The sequence below is a fragment of the Kibdelosporangium philippinense genome (genome assembly GCF_021390435.2).
GTDB lineage: Bacteria > Actinomycetota > Actinomycetes > Mycobacteriales > Pseudonocardiaceae > Kibdelosporangium > Kibdelosporangium philippinense.
The window spans coordinates 1,701,170-1,718,807 of the sequence record NZ_JAJVCN010000003.1; the positions used below are offsets into that span (position 1 = coordinate 1,701,170).

General features: G+C 64.8%; 20 protein-coding genes. 4 read left to right on the forward strand and 16 right to left on the reverse strand.

All coding sequences use genetic code 11. The features are described 5' to 3' along the window. Positions 1 to 31: 31 nt before the first annotated feature. From LWC34_RS40120 to LWC34_RS40150, 7 genes are all read right to left on the reverse strand, one after another. Positions 32 to 1,243, reverse strand: a complete 1,212-nt coding sequence (locus LWC34_RS40120; protein WP_233730428.1) for an amidohydrolase — start codon at positions 1,241 to 1,243, stop codon at positions 32 to 34. Between the two features lie 14 nt (positions 1,244 to 1,257). After that, entirely contained in the window at positions 1,258 to 3,522 is a 2,265-nt protein-coding gene (locus LWC34_RS40125; protein ID WP_233730429.1) for a glycosyl hydrolase family 95 catalytic domain-containing protein, read from the reverse strand. A gap of 272 nt (positions 3,523 to 3,794) precedes the next feature. After that, a complete protein-coding gene (locus LWC34_RS40130; protein WP_233731000.1) occupies positions 3,795 to 4,187 on the reverse strand; it encodes an NUDIX hydrolase in 393 nt (130 codons plus the stop codon). Positions 4,188 to 4,355: 168 nt separating this feature from the next. Beyond that, complete coding sequence (locus LWC34_RS40135; RefSeq protein ID WP_233730430.1) at positions 4,356 to 4,775, reverse strand: DUF6188 family protein; 420 nt, start codon at positions 4,773 to 4,775, stop codon at positions 4,356 to 4,358. Positions 4,776 to 4,852: 77 nt separating this feature from the next. Further along, complete coding sequence (locus LWC34_RS40140; protein ID WP_233730431.1) at positions 4,853 to 5,257, reverse strand: cytotoxic translational repressor of toxin-antitoxin stability system; 405 nt, start codon at positions 5,255 to 5,257, stop codon at positions 4,853 to 4,855. Further along, on the reverse strand, positions 5,254 to 5,661 hold the full coding sequence (locus LWC34_RS40145) for a RelB antitoxin-like protein (protein WP_233730432.1): 408 nt from the start codon (positions 5,659 to 5,661) through the stop codon (positions 5,254 to 5,256). The genes LWC34_RS40140 and LWC34_RS40145 overlap by 4 nt, the downstream gene beginning before the upstream one ends. A 58-nt stretch (positions 5,662 to 5,719) precedes the next feature. Beyond that, positions 5,720 to 6,613 carry an aldose 1-epimerase family protein gene (locus LWC34_RS40150; protein WP_233730433.1) on the reverse strand — a complete coding sequence of 298 codons (894 nt, stop codon included), beginning with the start codon at positions 6,611 to 6,613 and terminating at the stop codon, positions 5,720 to 5,722. 80 nt (positions 6,614 to 6,693) lie between these two features. Between LWC34_RS40150 and LWC34_RS40155 the strand changes: the two genes are divergently transcribed. The 4 genes from LWC34_RS40155 (at position 6,694) to LWC34_RS40170 (ending at position 9,310) form a co-directional block, all read left to right on the forward strand. Beyond that, the gene (locus tag LWC34_RS40155; protein WP_233730434.1) at positions 6,694 to 7,500 is read left to right on the forward strand and encodes a S1 family peptidase; all 807 of its coding nucleotides are present in this window, start codon (positions 6,694 to 6,696) and stop codon (positions 7,498 to 7,500) included. A gap of 271 nt (positions 7,501 to 7,771) precedes the next feature. Then, on the forward strand, positions 7,772 to 7,921 hold the full coding sequence (locus tag LWC34_RS40160) for a hypothetical protein (RefSeq protein WP_233730435.1): 150 nt from the start codon (positions 7,772 to 7,774) through the stop codon (positions 7,919 to 7,921). A 25-nt stretch (positions 7,922 to 7,946) separates the two neighbouring features. Further along, the gene (locus LWC34_RS40165; protein ID WP_233730436.1) at positions 7,947 to 8,492 is read left to right on the forward strand and encodes a TetR/AcrR family transcriptional regulator; all 546 of its coding nucleotides are present in this window, start codon (positions 7,947 to 7,949) and stop codon (positions 8,490 to 8,492) included. Beyond that, positions 8,492 to 9,310 carry an MBL fold metallo-hydrolase gene (locus tag LWC34_RS40170; RefSeq protein ID WP_233730437.1) on the forward strand — a complete coding sequence of 273 codons (819 nt, stop codon included), beginning with the start codon at positions 8,492 to 8,494 and terminating at the stop codon, positions 9,308 to 9,310. Before LWC34_RS40165 ends, LWC34_RS40170 begins: the two co-directional genes overlap by 1 nt. On the opposite strand, the gene LWC34_RS40175 is transcribed toward LWC34_RS40170, so the two are convergent. From LWC34_RS40175 to LWC34_RS40215, 9 genes are all read right to left on the reverse strand, one after another. Further along, positions 9,307 to 10,698, reverse strand: a complete 1,392-nt coding sequence (locus tag LWC34_RS40175; protein WP_233730438.1) for an APC family permease — start codon at positions 10,696 to 10,698, stop codon at positions 9,307 to 9,309. The genes LWC34_RS40170 and LWC34_RS40175 overlap by 4 nt on opposite strands. A gap of 43 nt (positions 10,699 to 10,741) precedes the next feature. Further along, the gene (locus tag LWC34_RS40180; RefSeq protein WP_233731001.1) at positions 10,742 to 11,980 is read right to left on the reverse strand and encodes an MFS transporter; all 1,239 of its coding nucleotides are present in this window, start codon (positions 11,978 to 11,980) and stop codon (positions 10,742 to 10,744) included. Positions 11,981 to 12,083: 103 nt separating this feature from the next. Continuing rightward, positions 12,084 to 12,677 carry a lytic polysaccharide monooxygenase auxiliary activity family 9 protein gene (locus LWC34_RS40185; RefSeq protein WP_233730439.1) on the reverse strand — a complete coding sequence of 198 codons (594 nt, stop codon included), beginning with the start codon at positions 12,675 to 12,677 and terminating at the stop codon, positions 12,084 to 12,086. A 102-nt stretch (positions 12,678 to 12,779) separates the two neighbouring features. Beyond that, positions 12,780 to 13,451 carry a pyridoxamine 5'-phosphate oxidase gene (gene pdxH / locus LWC34_RS40190; RefSeq protein WP_233730440.1) on the reverse strand — a complete coding sequence of 224 codons (672 nt, stop codon included), beginning with the start codon at positions 13,449 to 13,451 and terminating at the stop codon, positions 12,780 to 12,782. Between the two features lie 114 nt (positions 13,452 to 13,565). After that, complete coding sequence (locus tag LWC34_RS40195) at positions 13,566 to 14,273, reverse strand: urease accessory protein UreD (protein ID WP_233730441.1); 708 nt, start codon at positions 14,271 to 14,273, stop codon at positions 13,566 to 13,568. Further along, complete coding sequence (gene ureG / locus LWC34_RS40200; RefSeq protein ID WP_233730442.1) at positions 14,270 to 14,965, reverse strand: urease accessory protein UreG; 696 nt, start codon at positions 14,963 to 14,965, stop codon at positions 14,270 to 14,272. Before ureG ends, LWC34_RS40195 begins: the two co-directional genes overlap by 4 nt. Then, positions 14,955 to 15,620, reverse strand: coding sequence for an urease accessory protein UreF (locus tag LWC34_RS40205; protein ID WP_233730443.1), 666 nt, complete (start codon positions 15,618 to 15,620; stop codon positions 14,955 to 14,957). The genes ureG and LWC34_RS40205 overlap by 11 nt, the downstream gene beginning before the upstream one ends. Further along, entirely contained in the window at positions 15,620 to 17,338 is a 1,719-nt protein-coding gene (locus LWC34_RS40210) for an urease subunit alpha (protein ID WP_233730444.1), read from the reverse strand. Before LWC34_RS40210 ends, LWC34_RS40205 begins: the two co-directional genes overlap by 1 nt. Continuing rightward, on the reverse strand, positions 17,319 to 17,633 hold the full coding sequence (locus tag LWC34_RS40215; RefSeq protein WP_233730445.1) for an urease subunit beta: 315 nt from the start codon (positions 17,631 to 17,633) through the stop codon (positions 17,319 to 17,321). The genes LWC34_RS40210 and LWC34_RS40215 overlap by 20 nt, the downstream gene beginning before the upstream one ends. Positions 17,634 to 17,638: the final 5 nt, after the last annotated feature.

The following is a 17,638-nucleotide window of genomic DNA, read 5'->3' on the forward strand; positions in this document are numbered from 1 at the left end:
TTAGAACACGGATAACCACTCACGAGGGGTTTTACTCGCTGTACCAGGGGCTTTTGGTGATTCCTTCGCCCTTGGCGTCGTCGAAGTAGTAGACCTCGTCGCCTTCGATGAACACGCGGACCGCCCGGCTCATCACGTCCAGCGGGTCGCCGGACCAGATCACGACGTCGGCGTCCAGGCCTGGCGCGAGCGCGCCGACGCGGTCGTCGAGGTTGAGGATCTCCGCCGGGTTGATCGTGATCGACTTCAGCGCGGTCTCGGTGTCCAGACCTTCCTTCACGCACAGGGTCGCCTGGTGCACAAGGAAGTCGATCGGCACGACCGGGTGATCGGTGGTCAGCGCGATCTTCACGCCGGCCCTGGCCAGGATGCCGGGGTTGCGCAGCGAGCGCCGGTTGACCTCGACCTTGCTCCGGCTGGTGAACAGCGGGCCGATGATCACCGGGATGCCGCGTTCGGCAAGCAGGTCGGCGATCAGGTGCCCCTCCGTGCCATGGTTGACCACCAGGCGGTAGCCGAACTCGTCGGCAATGCGCATCGCGGTGACGATGTCGTCGGCCCGGTGGCAGTGCTGGCACCACGGCACCTCGCCGCTGAGCACCTGCGCGAGCGTCTCCAGGGTGTTGTCACGGTCGAACGGCTTGTCCTCGCTGGCCGCGTGGTCACGCTTCTTGACGTAGTCCTGGGTCTTGGTCAGCGCGTCACGGATCACGGCAGCGACCCCAAGCCGGGTCGACGGCAGCTTCTTCTGCTCGCCGTAGACCCGCTTGGGGTTCTCGCCGAGCGCGCTTTTCACGCTGCACGGCGTCCGGATCAGCATGTCGTCGACGGTCCTGCCCCACGCCTTGATCGCGGCCGTCTGCCCACCGATCGGATTGCCGGAGCCGGGCTTGACGACCAGCGTGGTCACGCCGCCGGCGAGCGCGTCCCGCAGCCCCTGGTCGTCGGGGTTGATCCCGTCGATCGCCCGCAGTCTCGCGCCGTTCGGGTCGGTCATCTCGTTGTAGTCGCGGCCTTCCCAGCCGAGGCCTTCCTCGCCGATGCCCGCGTGCGCGTGCGCCTCGACAAACCCCGGCAGCACCCATGAGCCTGACGCATCGACGATCTCGGCGTCATCCGGCACATCCACATCGGCGTCCGCACCGACCGCGACGATCTTGCCGTTGTCGATCAGCACGATGCCGCCCTCGATGGGCTCGCTGGTTACAGGAACAACGTATCCACCCGTGATTGCGACTGTCACGGATGGACACCGTACTAGCCCATACCCCACTGAGGGGCGCTACTCGCCGCCGGAACATCTCGCGGCCGCACGTCCGGCGTGCTCCCGCGCGGTGAGACAACGGCTGTTTCACCGCGCCTGAGCCGGATCTCAGCCGTCCCCGGCGACATTTCCCGCCACGGCAGCCGGCGGCCGCGTTCGTCCCGAACGTCCAGTTCACCGGCAATTCCATGACGCAACGCCAAAGGCGCACCAGCGCAACTGTGGACCCTGATCCACTCGGTGCGACCAGCACGGCGTGAAGCGTCGACTTCGAAGGCGCCTTGCGTGCGTAGACCGGCGATCGACGCGTCCGGAAACGGCAGCGCCGGGAAAACCTTGATCAGGCGAGGGTCGCTGTCGATGACCATGTCCAAAACGGACTGGGCCGCGGTCAGCGGGCTTTCGATCGCGAGGTTGTTGCCTTCCTTGTACATCGTGTTCGGCATCAGCTTGGCGATCCCGATGCCGTTGCCGTCCAACAGGTGCCGCAAGTACGACAACGCCTGCTGCGGCTGGCCCATCATCGAGGACATCGTCGACGCGGCCGGATAGCTGTAACCGGCCCATGCGTCACGCATGCTCGACCAGTGGTCGAACGTCCGCTTGATGATCTCGCGATCACCGGGACTGTCCCACGTCTTCTCCCGCAACGGATGCCACCACAGCATGTGGGAGAAGTGCCGGTGCGACGACGTGAGCGCGACACCGTCGCCGATCAGGACGCCGGTCTGGTTCTCGTGATACGCAACAAGCCTGGTCGCCACGTCCCTCCACCGTGGATCCGGTTCAACCCGCAACTCTTCGGCAAGCTTGGGCAGAATCCCTGCGGCCCAACGAATCAACGACAGGTCGTAGGTGCAGTCGGTCGCATCGGCGACCTCCGGCGAACGAGTGAGCGGCAGATGCAGCTTGCCATCGGCTCCTTCGGTCAGGAAGTGCAGATAGAAGTTCAGCGCCTTGGTGAGGATCGGGAACAGAACGTCCTGCAGCACCCAGCGTTCCTTTGTGTGCTGATAGGACACCCAGACCCCGTGCATAGCCCAGACCAGGTTGCCGGTCTGATCGGTCTTGGTGCTCGTACCCGGCCTGCCAACCGTGGCGTGATCCGGAATCTGCGAACCCAACTTCGGCCCACCCGACCGCAAAGTCCGATCACCGGGATGAGCAAGCGCATACGTCTTGCCATCGCGATAGTCCGGCGGGACGGAGAATGCGAGATTCTCGTGGTAGCGCCGGAAAGTCTCGGTGACAGCGTCCAGTTCGGGATGGTTCGACCCATTGACGAGCGGATACGAAACCTGGACGTTCAGGTTCCACCACACCGCGGTCCAACTGCCGCCGCCCTCAGGGAACCACGGTCCCCACTCCGTCACGACTGGCGCGTTTCTCCTTGTCGCGCAAGCCATCTTGTACAGCTGGATCCAGTAGAACCGCTGCACCCACTTGTCCGGCACGGACACGAGACTGCGGGTGTAGTAGGCGTTCCACCACGCCCGGTGCGACGCGACGTTCGGCAGCGTCTTGACCTTGGCAAGCGCCTCAGCGAGTCCAGTCGAATGTGGATAGCCATAGTGGACGGTCGCCGTGAGCAGCTTTCTTGTGCCGAAGTGCTTTTCCTGCCACGCCGTACTGTAACCACCGCCTGCGATGAGCGGCTGCTCGACGTAGTTGGGGCCGATCTTGGGGGCCGGGTTGCCCACGTACTCCGGCGGAATCCGGATCTGGCGCGTGGTGTGCGAGGCCATCGGCGTGAAACCCCATTGCACCTCGCCGGTCGTGGAAACCAGGAGCACGCCGCTTTCGTTGTGCACCAAGGCTTCGAACTTCAGGCTGCCCTGTGTGGTTGTGACTGTTCCCTCGAGTTCCGCGTTCCACAGATCCAAGGTCCAGTCCACTGCGGTGACCGCGCCAGGCAGCGTGAGGGTCAGGAAACCGATCGGCAGGCGCGACAGTCCGACCGCCGCTTCCCATTGCGCACGCTGGTCCTGAACGAGGCTGTGGCTGAGCATGAAGCGCAGCACGTTCGGCTCAGGCCCCTGGTAGACTTGCACACCGAGGAAACCGTTGCCAAGAAAGGGGCTGTTGTCCCAGCCCGTCGGCACCTGCCGCCAAACCATCCGGGCATCGTTGACGATCTGCTGGTAAACCCGTTCTTTTCGGTTTACCTCGGGTTCCGCCCACGCGGCCGGCTCGCCGACCACCCAACCACTGGTGAGGGCCGCAGCCCCCAGGAATGTCCTCCTTGACACGTCCGCCACGGGCCAAACCTACGATGAATCAACGTGTTACACCATTCTTGATCGGTTATGTAACCGTATTCATCCGATGACTTGCCGTCTGTCGGGATGGTTGCCCAGTGGGCGAGGAACGGGTTTCGCGGCGAGTTGTCCATCCGGCCAGCGGGTTCTGCGCGATTCCACGGTCGCGTCCGGGTCGTCGAGCGCCACTTGTACGACACCCGTGGCCGGGCAAGCGAAGTACGGCGAGGTGGTCAAGAGTCTGGCGCGCCACTTTGGACAGAGGCGCTCGGTCAGTGGAGGTGGCCGGTTCGGTGAAGGTGGTCGAAGATGAGTTGATCGACGGGTGAGACGCGGGCGCGGTCGGCATAGGCGAGCCAGGCGACTTCGTCGATTTCGCTGCTGGGAGTAGGGGTTCCGTGATAGTCGGCGGTGTAACAGGCCATCTGAACGGTGACTCCATCGGAGTGGCCGTGGGCTTGGGCGTGGAAGGTGCCGAGGTCGGTCGCGGTAGCGGGGAGGATGGTGACGGCCAGTTCTTCGGCGATCTCCCGGGTGAGGGTCTCGAGGTCGGTCTCGCCGGGTTCACGTTTGCCGCCGGGCAGGTAGTAGACGTCCTTGCCGCGTGAGCGGGTGCTGAGGATCCTGCCGTGTTCCAGACGAATCAAGGCGATCTTGTCGATGATGGTGTTCATGGTCATGACCTAACCGAGATCGCGCGGTGCCGGAAAGTGCTTTTCGCTGTGTCGCAACGGTGGACACACTGTGCTGGAACGGTGGACACGGTGTTCAGGAACGTGCATTTCGGTGTGTTGGAATGGTGGACACGGCCGGGGTTTGGGGCGGTGGCGGGGTTAGGTCCAGACGGCGAGGTCGTTGCCGGGTGGGGCGACTATGTGCAGGTTGCCGGGGCCGGTGGCGTTCCAGGCTTCGTAGATGGGGTGGGGTGGGACGTTGAGGCGGGCGCCGTTGTCGAAGTCGACCTGCAGGGCGCCCTTCTTGTAGGCGATGGCTGAGGTGACGCGGGCGAGAAGCAGGGAGAACGCTGGCACGATCTCGTGGCGTTCTGGGTTCAGTTCGATGGGGACGGCCGCTGTCCGGCTGGGTCCGGATGCGTTCAGGGTGAGCCGGAACGGGGTCTCGATCTGGATCTGCGCGTCACCGTCCAGGTCGAACGTGAGTGAGCGGGTCACCCTGAACTGGATGACCATCATGTCGCGGTAGGGCAGCACCCAGTGGTCCGCGTACTCGATCAGCGCGGCCGGCTCGGTCATGAGACCCAGCCTGCCATTCGCCGCCGAGTAGCGGATGGCGCGTTGTTGCTCGTCAAGCGTCGCGAGGGCGTCATGGCTTACGCACCGTCGGACTGTTCCCAATAGGCGTCGATCCGGGCGATGGCTTCCTTTCTGGTCATCGTGGCGACTGTTCGCTCGGGCAGGCCGAGGCGCGTGATGAGCAGGTGCACAAGGTCGACCGGAAGGGCGTCGGGTCGCGGTTTGGCGATGCCTCGATCGGGTTTCTCGCTGTCGTTGACGCAGGCCCAGAAGGTGGGCTCGTCGACCTCCAGTTGGTCACGCAGGATGTGTTGCCACAGGTCAGGTCCGTACGTCTGCCTGTCCGACAGGCGCGTGCGCAGGACACGCCCGTCGGGCAGACCGAGCTCGTAGGTTATGTGCGTGCCTGATCGGACGCCTATCCATCCTTCGATCTGGCAGAAGCGGTCGTGGTCGGCTGGGGTCGGCGACTGCTCGCTCACTCAGCGACCCCAACCAGCCACTCGCGCAGTTGGGCGTCGTCACTCAGGCCGATCAACTGGACTAAGCCCCAGTTGTCGCGGTGATTGGGCGTTTCCAAGAGCCGCTCCTGCCAGTCCTCCGCGTACTCACGCAACGACGTGATCATTTCGGTGATGGCTTCGTCGAACGTGGCGCCATCGGCCGAGACCGGTAAGCCGGGGATGAAGACCGACCAGCCGTCGGACTCCGCGACCACATGGGCCCGTGGCTGGTTCATGGACACCAAGACATGTTGCAGCCGAACGACATCGACCACCGCGGTGCGGGCGTGGTCACGCCGGATGGTCGCGACGCGCCCTTTCTCCGCGGCGTCCAGTAGGTCCTTGAGATGGGTCCGGGCGTCGGTGTAACTGTCGAAGTGCATGACTTCCCTCTCGGTCGGTGTCCATTTTCTCCCGAGTCCGGAAGGTACGTCAAGTACTTCAGGTACGTATTGGGGTGATTCCCCAGCGGCCTGCCCAGGATTGCCCTGGCTCCACCACGATCAGGTCGATGCCGGAGTTCAGCGCGTCCGGCGGGCAGGTCATCGGCTCGATCGCGATCGCCCTGCCGCGACCGGGAAACTCGCCCGGTGTGAAGACCTGGACCCATTTGAAGTCCGGATCGGCCCACAGCTCGACGCCACCGGACGGCCCGGTCAACACGTGCCGCACAAGACCATCTTCTCCAGGCAAGCAGCCACCGAAAGGGGTGTCCAGGTGCACATCGCGCAATGGCCGTGCGGTAAGGAAGTCGTACTCAGTGCCAGCGACCGGAACCGCGGGCCCGTCAGGGACCATGCGCGCCGAGTCCAACGAAACCACCGTCGTCGCAGCCAGCCGCAACGTGCAGTCGTCCGTCGCATTGTTGCCCGCGCGTGGATACGGGTGCGTACCGACGCCAAAGGGCGTCGCACGGTCGCCGACGTTATACACTCCGTGCGTAACGGTCAGTCCGGTGTCGTCGAGCGAATACGAGATCGTGGTGCGCAACCGCACCGGCCAGCCCGCCTGCGGCTCGATCTCGACCTCGAGCGAGATCGACGAGGCCACATGCTCCACGACTGTCCACTGTAGACGGCGAACGAGGCCGTGGATGGCGTTGCCGCGCGCCGGTTCGGACACATCGAGCTGCTGCAGCTCGCCGTTCAGATGCCACTGGGCGCCCGCGGTCCGGTTCGGCCACGGCACCAGCACCGCGCCGGAACCGAACGGTGGCGTCTCGCCGTAACCGTACGTCTCACTGAACGGAACGCCGTCGACCTCGAAGGCCTGCAGCCCCGCCCCGGTTTCGGTGATCACGGCTTTCGCGGCGCCGTGCACGATCTCCAGACTCATGATTTGCAGCCTAACGGCGGGTGGTACTTCGTTCGCGCAGCGTTGACGCTGGAGGACCCTGCGATCGGAAGGACCCTCCTATGCTCAAGCGTGTTGCTGGCACGCTGCTCGCGGCGCTGTCCATCGGAGCTCTCGCCACTGCCCCTGCCCACGCCATCCAAGCCGACTTCACCGGCATCGTGGCGCTGAACAACTGCTCCGGCTCGGTGGTGCGACCACCTGCGGCCAAAGACACCGACCCCGCGCTGGTGATGTCCAACGGTCACTGCGTGAAGTTCATGGGCGCCAACGAAGTCATCCTGAACCAAGCGTCATCGCGGACATTCACGCTGCTCAACGGGGCGGGCCAGAGCCTGGGCACGTTGCGTGCGACCAAGCTGGCGTACGCGACGATGAAAGACACGGATGTCTCCTTCTACCAGCTCAGCCAGACGTACGCGCAGATCCAGCAGCAGTTCGGCTCGCGCGCGCTGGTGATGAACACGACGCGGCCCGCGGCTGGTTCGAGTATCCAGGTCGTGTCGGGTTACTGGAAGCGTATCTACAACTGCCGGGTGGACGGTTTCGCGTATCAGCTCAAAGAGGACGTGTGGACTTGGCGCGACTCGGTTCGGTACGCGTCCCAGTCGACGTGCAACACCATCGGCGGCACTTCGGGTTCGCCGGTGATCGACACGGCTTCGGGCCGGGTTGTCGCGGTGAACAACACGGCGAATGAGAGCGGTGGCCGATGCACGCTCAACAACCCTTGTGAGGTCAGCCAGTCCGGGCAGGTCACGGTCCGCTCTGGGTACAAGTACGGTCAGCAGATCTACAACATCCCGGCGTGCATTGGGGCGGGCAACCAGTTCACGCTGACCGCGGCCGGGTGCACCCTGCCGCGATAGCCCTCAGCCAAGGCGAACGCCCAGGCTAGACCACGGGCGAAGAGCGAAACCCAGAAGGCAAAGACCAAGGGCTCCCCTGGTCGGCGGCGACAAATCCCGCCACCAGGGGAGCCCTTGCTTTTACGGTAGCAAGGGGGTCCGACAGTTTAGGGCTCACGCGTCCCGTTTTGTGGCCCTGAGCGCACGATTTCGTGGCCTTACATGCCAAGGCTGGACTTTGCTGCCACGGCTGACCATGTGCGTTGTCGACGGCCCCGGAGATGCAGGGTTCATGATTCCCACCTTCGGGCTTGATGGGTGGGAGCATTGGCTGACGGACGTCGACCAGGCGGGCGGCGCGGTGATCGCACTGGTCGATGCATTGCCGGGCGACAAGGACCTGCTGCCTGGAGCCAGGGGCGGCTTCGTCTCGACGATCTAATAGACCAGTCTGTATAGTCGGCGATATGCCCAAGAAGACCGACACGCGGGACCGGGTGCTAAAAACGGCGGCGGCGCTGTTTCGCAGCCAGGGCTATCACGCGACGGGCCTCAATCAAGTGCTTGCCGAGGGTGGTGCGCCGAAAGGCTCGCTGTACTTCCACTTTCCCGGCGGCAAGGAGCAGCTTGCGGTCGAGTCGCTGCAGCTGTCCGGTGGCGAGCTGTGCGAGGAGCTCAAGCAGACCCGGTCGCTCGATGAAGTCATTGAGCTGCTCGGGAAAAGGCTTGTCGAGTCTGATTTTCAGGATGGGTGTCCAATTGCGACCGTCGCGTTGGACGCGGCCAGTGAGAGTGAACAGATCCGGCAGGCCTGTGACAGCGCTTACGTCTCATGGGAACGGGTGATCGCTGGTCGCCTTGAGCAGCAAGGGATCGCGGATGCCGAGGCGTTGGCGACCACTGTTCTCGCGGCGATTGAGGGGGCTCTTTTGCTTGCCAGGACTCGCAAGGATCTCGCGCCGCTTCGGCATGTCGGGGAACACCTCAAAGTCCTTGTCCAGAAGGAGCGATGATGCGCGTCCACCACCTGAACTGCGGGACCATGCGGCCGATTGGCGGCAAACTGCTCGACGACCGGCCGGGATACCTCCGGGCAAGCACGATGGTCTGCCACGTTCTGCTCATCGAGACGAACGCGGGCCTTGTCCTTGTCGACACTGGCATTGGGCGCGACGATATCCGCAATCCGGGCGGTTCGCTCACGCGCGAGTTCCGCCTCGCCGCCAACCCTGTTCTTGACGAGCGGGAAACGGCTGCACAGCAGGTGCTCAATCTCGGTTATCGGATTGAGGACGTCCGGCACATTCTGCCGACGCACCTCGACCAGGACCACGTAGGCGGTTTGCGGGACTTTCCGCACGCCAAGGTGCATGTCTACAAAGAAGAACTGCAGACCGCCCAGGCGCAGGCCACGGCGAAGGACCGGGCGCGATTCCGTAAAGCGCAGTGGGAACACGCGGATTACGAGGCCTACGAACTGTCCGGCGAGGACTGGTTCGGCTTCGAGTCCGTACGCGGGCTCAAAGGCCTGAACGAGGAGATCTTGCTTGTTCCGTTGCGCGGGCATACCAAGGGCCACGCGGGAATTGCCGTCAACACTGGCGAGAAATGGTTGCTGCACTGCGGTGACAGCTACTTCTTCCATGGCGAGATGGATCCGGTGAACCCGCATTGCCCGCCGTTGCTCGTGCAGTTCCAGCAGATCGTGGAGACCGAGCGCGAGCCGCGACTGCACAACCAGCAGCGGCTTCGCGAACTCGTCCGTGACCATGGCGACCGGGTCGAGGTCTTCAGCGCCCACGACCCGGCCGAACTGGCTCGATACCGTTAGTCCCCGCCCTTGGTCAGCGCCTCTGGGTTGAGATCCACGCGCTGGCCGGTCGCGCGGTTGACGAAGTAGTTGATCAGCCAGAGCACCAGGCCGGCGCCCAGCAGGATCAACGCGACCTCATAGTCGCGCGCTGGGCGTCCGGACAGCGGGCTGGCCAGGTAGAGGCACAGGATCGCCGCGATCACCGGGATCACGGTCGGTGTACGGAAGTGCTTGTGCTCCACCTTGACCTTGCGCAGTACCAGCAGCGCGATGTTGACGATGGCGAAGACCACCAGCAACAGCAACGCGGTGGTGCCGCCGAGCACGCTGATGTCCACTGTAGACACCAGGACGATGGCTATGGCGCTGGTGAACAGGATCGAGACCCATGGCGTGCGGCGGAACGGATGCACCGTGCCGAGCTGCTTCGGGATGATCCGCTCGTTGGCCATGCCGTAGAGCAGACGACTCGCCATCATCATGTTGATCAGGGCCGAGTTGATCACCGCGAACATGCCGATCGCGGAGAACACCACGTGTGGGAAGCCAGGCGCGCCGACATCGAGCACCTTCAGCAACGCGGAACTGCCCGCTTTCTGCAGCTCGTCGGCGGGCACGAGCAGCGAGGACGTCACCGAGACCAGGATGTAGATCGACGCCGCGATCACCATGCCCCACAGCATCGCCTTCGGGAAGATCCTGGCCGGATCCTTGCACTCCTCGGCCATGTTCACCGAGTCCTCGAAGCCGACCATCGCGAAGAACGCAAGCGAAGTCGCCGACGTGATCGCCACGAGCCAGGTGTTGTCATGGGTGTTGACCTCGGTCAACCTGCTCGGGTCGCCTTCGCCGGAGGCCACCGCCGAGATGCCGACCGCGATGATGATCAGCAGACCGGACAGCTCGATGCACGTCAGCACCACGTTGGCCTTGACCGACTCGCTGACGCCGCGGAAGTTGATCAGCGCGACGAGCACGATGAACGCGATCGCCAGCAATGTCACCGGCACGGTCGTCGCGCCGATGGTGGCTTTCAGATACGTGCCACCAAAGGCGATCGCGGCCGACGAGGCGGACGTGATGCCTGAGCACATCACCGCGAAGGCGACCATGAACGTCAGGAACTGGATCTTGAAAGCTCGATGTGTGTACAGCGCGGCGCCTGCCGCCTGCGGGAACTTTCCGACAAGTTCGAGATAGCTGAACGCGGTGAGGAACGCGATCACGAAGGCGAGCAGGAACGGCAGCCACAGCGCTCCACCGACTCTGCCAGCCACCTGCCCGGTCAGCGCGTAGATCCCGGTGCCGAGGATGTCCCCCACGACAAAGAACAGCAGTAGTTTCGGGCCGATGGCCCGCTTGAGCTCCGGTTGCCCGGTTGGGTGTTCCTTGATCCCTTCGGTCATCTCTGGAGTGTGCCGTAAGTCACTGACAATTCAGGTAACGACATCACTCCATTGGCGTAGCAACTTCTTTATCGGCTCGATAACGCCAGAAAGCAGACAGCCAGACGGCCGCGCCGACGGTCAGGACGATCACCAGGAAACCGCCGCCCGCCGAGGCGACCGTTGTGCCTGCCGCAGCGGCGGTCCAGCCGTGCGTGAGGTCGGCGAGCCGTGGTCCACCTGCGACGACAACGGTGAAGACGCCTTGCATCCGGCCACGCATCTCGTCAGGCGCAGCCGATTGCAGGATCGATGACCGGTACACCGCGCTGACCATGTCAGCCGCGCCGCCGATCGCCAGAAACACAACAGCCAGCCAAAGCGTGCTGGTCAGCCCGAATCCGGCCATCGCGGCGCCCCACACGCACACCGCGACGATCACGCCGACACCGTGCCGGTTGACCTTCGACAGCCAGCCGGACGACAGTCCCATCAGGAAAGCACCGAGCGGGATCGCGGCGTACAGCCAGCCAAGCGCGACGCCGCCGCCGACCGGGTCGCCGAACGTACGCTCGGCCATCTCGGGGAACAACGCCCGCGGCATGCCAGCGACCATCGCGATGATGTCGACGAGAAACGACGCCAGCAGCACGCTTCGCCCGGCCAGATAACGGAATCCGTCGATCACGTCCCGCAGTCCGGCGCGCCTTGTCTCGCCGCTCAGCGGCGGCAGCTTGGGCAGGCGCCAGACCGCGTAGATCGTGATGAGCAGCGCCACGGAGTCGATCAAGTACAAAGTGGACAGTCCGATGAACGGGAGCAGCGCACCGGCGAACAACGGGCCGAGCACCGCGCCGAACGTGAAAACCGTTGAGCCCAAAGCCATTGCCGACGGCATCAGCTCGGCGGGGACGAGCCGCGCGATGGCCGCGGTGCGCGTCGGCATGTTCACGGCGAAGAACGACTGTTGCACGCCGAGCAACACCAGCACGATCCAGACCGAGTTCATGCCGACGGCGGCTTGCACGTACAGCAGCACCGAGCTCAGCGCGATGCCGATATTGGTGATCAGCAGGAGCTTGCGGCGGTCCATCATGTCGGCGATCGCGCCGCCGTACAGGCCGAAGACCAGCAGCGGGACCAGCGCGACGGCGCCGGTCAAACCCACGAAACCGGACGATCCGGTCAGGTCGAACACCTGCTTGGGCACCGCGACCGCGGTCAGCTGGGAGCCGATCGAGGTGACCGCGGTGGACAGCCACAACCTTCGATAGGGCGCTACGCGAAGAGGTCGGACATCCATCACCAGGTCACGTAGCGCCACAAATCTTTAGCTTAGGACACCTAACGATCTGGTCGGCAGTGATTTAGCCCGCGCGCGGACCGGCCAGTCCCTCGGGAAGGAATCAGTCCCTCGGGAAGAAGACATCCGAGCAGTTGTAGACCGCCTGCGGTTCATTGGCATAGTCCCAGACCGCCAGGATCATGTGCCGCCCCTGCTTGCCGACGGGCAGCGTCACGTCATGCGACACCGAAGCACCCACGAGCTGACCGTGGTAATCGACCACGGCGAACGGCACGGGATCCAGCTGCGCGCGGCTCAGCCACGCGTCCGGCTGCCAGCCCTCGCGCGTCATGTAGTACCGGAAGGTGGTTGTGTGGTGCCGTGCGGTGATCGTCCACCGGAAGTTGTGGGTCGACCCCGGTAGCACGTTGGCGGTCGGCCACGGCTGCGACTTGGAGATCCGCGTCTTGTTCAGCTCACCGAACTGCGGCAGTCCGGCCGAGCAGATCTCGCCGTCGACCGGCCCGGCTTGCGGGAACTGGTTCGGCCCGACCAGGCTCTGTGGCTCGTATTTGATGTCGCCGCACGGGATCGCCCCTCGCTGGCACAAGTAGGCACGGCTCGGCAGGGCCGTCTGAAAACCGTGCGCCGAAACGACGGTCGTCGCGGAAACCATGGTGACAAGGGCGAAAACGGATACCAGAAGTCTGCGCATCGATCTCCCATCGGAGGTCGGACGCGGCTCGGCCGCGTCGCGTTCGGACAAACCGAACGTAACGCGGCCGAGTGAGAATGATCTTCAGTCGCCGGTGCGCCCTTACGGGCCGAGGCGCTCGACCTTCCAGCCGTCGCGGGTCAGCTTGTAGCGCAACCGGTCGTGCATGCGGTTGCGGCGGCCCTGCCAGAACTCCACGATCTCCGGCCGGATCCGCCAGCCACCCCAGTGCGGGGGTACCGGTACCTCTTCGGCGTCGGCGAACTGACGCTGGATGTTGGCCAAGGAGGCGTCGAGGTTGTGGCGGCTGTGTACTACCACCGACTGGGGCGATGCCCACGCGCCGAGCTGCGACTCACGCGGCCTGCTCGCCCAGTAGGCCCTGGTCTCGCTGACGTCGACCTTCTCGACGGTGCCGCGCACGTGGGCCTGACGCTGCAAGGAGTACCAAGGGAACGTCGCCGAGGCGTACCGGGTCGCCGCGAGCTCGTGGCTCTTGGTGGACGTGTAGTTGGTGAAGAACACGACGCCGCGCGCGTCGAGCCCCTTGGCCAGCACTGTCCGTGACGACGGCCTGCCTTGTGGGTCGGCGGTGGCAAGCACCATCGCGTTCGGTTCGACCACACCTTGCTGTGCCGCCTGGTCAAGCCAGAACTGCAACTGCTCGTGCCATGTGGTGGCCAGCTCGGATTCGTCGAGACTGCCACCTTCGTAGTGGGCACGCATTGTCGGTAGGTCGAGCGTGATGTTGGACGTGATGTCGGCGTCCGTCATGCCTATCACCCTCCGCCTCGGGATCTCCTTGGTTCCCAGCGACGTTACGGGTTCCCAACGTTTGGAGAAACAGCACGAATGGTGATTACACCCACGCGGAGCCACCCAGATCGATCAACAAAATCGATTCAGGGAGTCGATCATCTGCCGCGCTGACACAGCGTCATGGGCTAGGGCGGTCGTGAGTGATCCGCCAGCGGCCAACGGCACGAGTGAGCACCATTCCTCAGCGACAGGTGACGGCGGATCTTCATAGCCCACACGGAGATCCGTCGCGAGCACGCGCCGACCGACGAGTACGGCCGGACTGGCGATCAACGAGTCGATCTCCAGCTTCTGGTTGAGCACCGGCGTGCGGCCGCGCCGGACGATCGTCTCGGTGCTCAACCGGCCGGGCGATTCGTTTTCCCTGCCGAGGACAAGCATTTCGCGCATAGTCAGCCGGGCCGACGCATCCAGCGAACCGGTGAACATCGCCGAGTGATGAGCACGCTGCGTGACGATGGTCGCGTCCGGCAGATACTCCACTGTGGACCCTTCGGCCGCTTCGACGTGCACGGCGAACCGGCTCGTCGCCGGCCGCGGCCCAGGTAGGACGAGACTCGCGGCGACACCGACCACTTTCAGCCAAGCGCCCGGCATGGCAATCAACGTGAGGTCGAGCGAGTCGCCGCCGAGCGGGGCCGACGCCGAGTTGACCAGGTGCACGAGACCTGGTTTGCCGCGATGCGGAACGAGCGTCAGCGGGGACTCGGATCGCAGTTCCCGTAACACTGTTCGCCCGTCGACGAACTCGGCGACGACCCGCGCGTGCGCTTTCATCCGGCGCGCACTGGCAACTGTGAACGAACCCAGTCAGCGACGGCTGGCGCGTTCGGCGTTTCGGTCAGGGATTGGGCGATTACGGGCAATTCGCCACGCATCCGGGCCGCGTCCGACGCCATCACCTCGAGATCGGCGCCGACCAATCGGGCGAGGTCGATCTTGTTGATCACCAGCAGGTCCGCCGTGGTCACGCCGGGACCGCCCTTGCGCGGCACTTTGTCGCCGCCTGCCACGTCGACAACGAAGATCTGCCGGTCGACAAGGCCACGGCTGAACACCGCGGTCAGGTTGTCTCCGCCGCTCTCGATGATCACCAGCTCGAGCCCGGGGTGGCGCTCTTCCAACGTTTCCACGGCGTCGAGGTTGGCGGTGATGTCGTCCCGGATCGCGGTGTGCGGGCAGCAGCCGGTCTGCACGGCCTCGATCCGGTCGGTGTCCAGCACGCCCGCGCGACGCAGGAAATCCGCGTCCTCGGTGGTGTAGATGTCGTTGGTGACCACGGCGAGGTTCAGCTCATCCTTGAACGCCCGGCACAGCGCGGCGGTCAACGCGGTCTTGCCGCTGCCGACCGGTCCGCCGATGCCGATCCGATAGGCCCTGTTGGACGGGGGCGTGGGCTCGTAGTGATCCGGTTCGGACCACGTGGGGTCGAAGTTCACCGGATGGGTGTGCACATGATCAGCTTGCAAAGAGACGCACCTCTTCCTTGTGATGACGCACATGCGCCTCTGCCAACAAATCCAGCCCGGGCGCGCCCGGGCCAGGCAAATCCTCCGGCGGCAGGTCCGCTGACGCCACCGCGCGCTGGGCAACGGTCTGCATCGCGTCGCCGAGCCGGGTCACAGCCGCGTTGACGGCGAAGGGATCAAGGCCCAGCAGGCGGATCGCGGCGCTGGCCGGGCCGCTCACCGAGAGGTACGCCGCCGTCAACGCGGCGTCGGCGGCTCCTCCCCCGGCGATGTCCGTCAAGGCCCCGACGATGATCGCGTGATGGGGCCTCGGGGTGGCTTGGATCAGCGAATCCAGAATGGGCGAAGGCCACGCGCGGCGGCCCGCCCGAACTGTCGCCTTCCCTTGTGCTCGTGAGGCTTCACGTTGCGCGGGCGACGGTGTCCGCGCGTCGAGTTCTTCGTCCAAAATGGACCATTCGTGACACTTTACCGCGGCTGCGGCGAAGATCGCCGACAGCTCGCCTGCCGTGCGCAGTCGCCCAACCAAGAACAGGCCCAGCGACGGGATGTCCGTGACGAGCCCACGCGTGGCGGCTTCCTCAAGGCCGCCGGAGTGCACGTGTCCGCCGCCCGGGAAGCGGGAATCGGACAGGACCAGGGCAACTGTGTGCATCAGAACAGGAAGTAGCGCTGTGCCATTGGCAATTCGGACACCGGTTGCGGCTCGATCAGCTCGCCGTCGACGTGCACGGCGAAGCTGTCCGCGTCCACCCGGACGTCCGGCATCGCATCGTTGAGCAGCATGTCCGCCTTGGTCACGCGGCGGGTGTCGCCAACCGCGACGAGTTCTCTGCCGATGCCGAACAGGTTCTCCAAATCGGACTCCAGCGCTTCCGGTGCCACGAAATGAAATCCGCTGTCCAATGCGACGGATGGCGCGGCACCGAACATCGGCCTGGCGTAAACCGGTTGTGGCGTGGGGATCGAGGCGTTCGCGTCGCCCATCGCGGCCCATGCCGTGAATCCGGCTTTCAGCACCAGATGCGGCCGGACGCCGAAGAATTTCGGTTCCCACAGCACAAGGTCCGCGAGTTTGCCGACCTCGACCGAACCGACCCACTTGTCGATGCCGTGCGCGATCGCGGGATTGATCGTGTATTTGGCGACATATCGACGTGCCCGCATGTTGTCGGCCGTGGTGTCGCCGGACAGGGAACCGCGGCGGTTCTTCATCACGTGCGCGGTCTGCCACGTCCGGATGATCACCTCACCGATCCGGCCCATGGCCTGCGAGTCGGAGCTGATCATCGAGATCGCGCCCATGTCGTGCAGCACGTCCTCGGCGGCGATCGTGGTCGGCCGGATCCTCGACTCGGCGAACGCCAGGTCCTCGGGCACCGATGGGTTGAGGTGATGGCACACCATCAGCATGTCCAGGTGCTCGTCCAGTGTGTTCGCGGTGTGCGGCCGGGTCGGGTTCGTCGAGCTCGGCAGGACGTTCGACTCGGACACGACGCGGATGATGTCCGGCGCGTGACCGCCTCCGGCGCCTTCGGTGTGGTAGGCGTTGATCGACCGGCCGCCGATGGCCTCCAAAGTGGACTCGACGAATCCGGCTTCGTTCAAGGTATCCGTGTGGATCGCCACCTGGACACCGGATTCGTCGGCGACGGTGAGGCACGCGTCGATCGCGGCAGGGGTCGTGCCCCAGTCTTCGTGTAGTTTGAAACCGCCCGCGCCGCCACGGAGTTGCTCGCGCAGGCCTTCCTGGCTGACCGTGTTTCCTTTGCCAAGCAACATGACGTTGACGGGCTGTTCTTGCATCGCCTGCAGCATCCGGCCAAGGTTCCATGCGCCCGGCGTGACTGTGGTGGCTTTGCTGCCTTCCACCGGTCCCGTTCCGCCGCCGATCATGGTCGTCAGGCCTGAAGCAAGCGCTTGGTCTGTCAACTGTGGACAGATGAAGTGCACATGGCAGTCGATGCCGCCGGCGGTGAGGATCTTTCCGTTGCCCGCGAGGATTTCCGTAGACGGCCCGATGACGAGCGCCGGGTCGACGCCGTCCATCACGTCCGGGTTGCCCGCTTTGCCGATGCCGACGATCCTGCCGTCGCGCACACCGATGTCCGCTTTGACGATGCCCCAGTGATCGAGGATCACCACACCGGTGATCACCAGATCCGGCGCGCCTTGCGCGCGGGTGGCCATACCCTGGCCCATCGACTCGCGGATCACCTTGCCGCCGCCGAAAATCACCTCGTCACCGGCGCCCGCACCCATGCTGCGGTCCTCGGTGACCTCGATCAGCAGATTCGTGTCCGCGAGCCGGATCCGGTCACCGACCGTCGGCCCGAACAGCTCGGCGTACCGCTCACGATCGATCGAGGTCACCAGACCACTCCTTCCTCAGCCCCGGCACCGTGCGGTTGCCCGCGATCGGCACGAGGTCCACTTCTCGCTCGACCCCCGGCTCGAAGCGCACGGACGTGCCCGCGGGAATGTCGAGCCGGTGGCCCCACGCTGCTTCGCGGTCGAAGTCGAGGCCAGGGTTGACCGCGGCGAAGTGGTAGTGCGAGCCGACCTGGACCGGCCGGTCGGCGGTGTTTCGGACCCGGAGCCTTGTGCGGGGCCTGCCGGGATTCAGCTCGATCGGCTCGTCGGCCGGAATGATCTCGCCTGGACGCATCTGTG

Excerpts from the sequence above, each read along its gene's own strand:
- LWC34_RS40175 (WP_233730438.1), bottom strand. The coding sequence starts at position 10,698 with ATGACCGAAGGGATCAAGGAACACCCAACCGGGCAACCGGAGCTCAAG.
- LWC34_RS40160 (WP_233730435.1), top strand. The coding sequence starts at position 7,772 with ATGATTCCCACCTTCGGGCTTGATGGGTGGGAGCATTGGCTGACGGAC.
- LWC34_RS40145 (WP_233730432.1), bottom strand. The coding sequence starts at position 5,661 with ATGCACTTCGACAGTTACACCGACGCCCGGACCCATCTCAAGGACCTA.
- LWC34_RS40135 (WP_233730430.1), bottom strand. The coding sequence starts at position 4,775 with ATGACCGAGCCGGCCGCGCTGATCGAGTACGCGGACCACTGGGTGCTG.
- LWC34_RS40185 (WP_233730439.1), bottom strand. The coding sequence starts at position 12,677 with ATGCGCAGACTTCTGGTATCCGTTTTCGCCCTTGTCACCATGGTTTCC.
- LWC34_RS40155 (WP_233730434.1), top strand. The coding sequence starts at position 6,694 with ATGCTCAAGCGTGTTGCTGGCACGCTGCTCGCGGCGCTGTCCATCGGA.
- LWC34_RS40215 (WP_233730445.1), bottom strand. The coding sequence starts at position 17,633 with ATGCGTCCAGGCGAGATCATTCCGGCCGACGAGCCGATCGAGCTGAAT.
- pdxH (WP_233730440.1), bottom strand. The coding sequence starts at position 13,451 with ATGACGGACGCCGACATCACGTCCAACATCACGCTCGACCTACCGACA.
- LWC34_RS40165 (WP_233730436.1), top strand. The coding sequence starts at position 7,947 with ATGCCCAAGAAGACCGACACGCGGGACCGGGTGCTAAAAACGGCGGCG.
- LWC34_RS40170 (WP_233730437.1), top strand. The coding sequence starts at position 8,492 with ATGCGCGTCCACCACCTGAACTGCGGGACCATGCGGCCGATTGGCGGC.
- LWC34_RS40150 (WP_233730433.1), bottom strand. The coding sequence starts at position 6,613 with ATGAGTCTGGAGATCGTGCACGGCGCCGCGAAAGCCGTGATCACCGAA.
- LWC34_RS40205 (WP_233730443.1), bottom strand. The coding sequence starts at position 15,620 with ATGCACACAGTTGCCCTGGTCCTGTCCGATTCCCGCTTCCCGGGCGGC.
- LWC34_RS40180 (WP_233731001.1), bottom strand. The coding sequence starts at position 11,980 with ATGGATGTCCGACCTCTTCGCGTAGCGCCCTATCGAAGGTTGTGGCTG.
- LWC34_RS40195 (WP_233730441.1), bottom strand. The coding sequence starts at position 14,273 with ATGAAAGCGCACGCGCGGGTCGTCGCCGAGTTCGTCGACGGGCGAACA.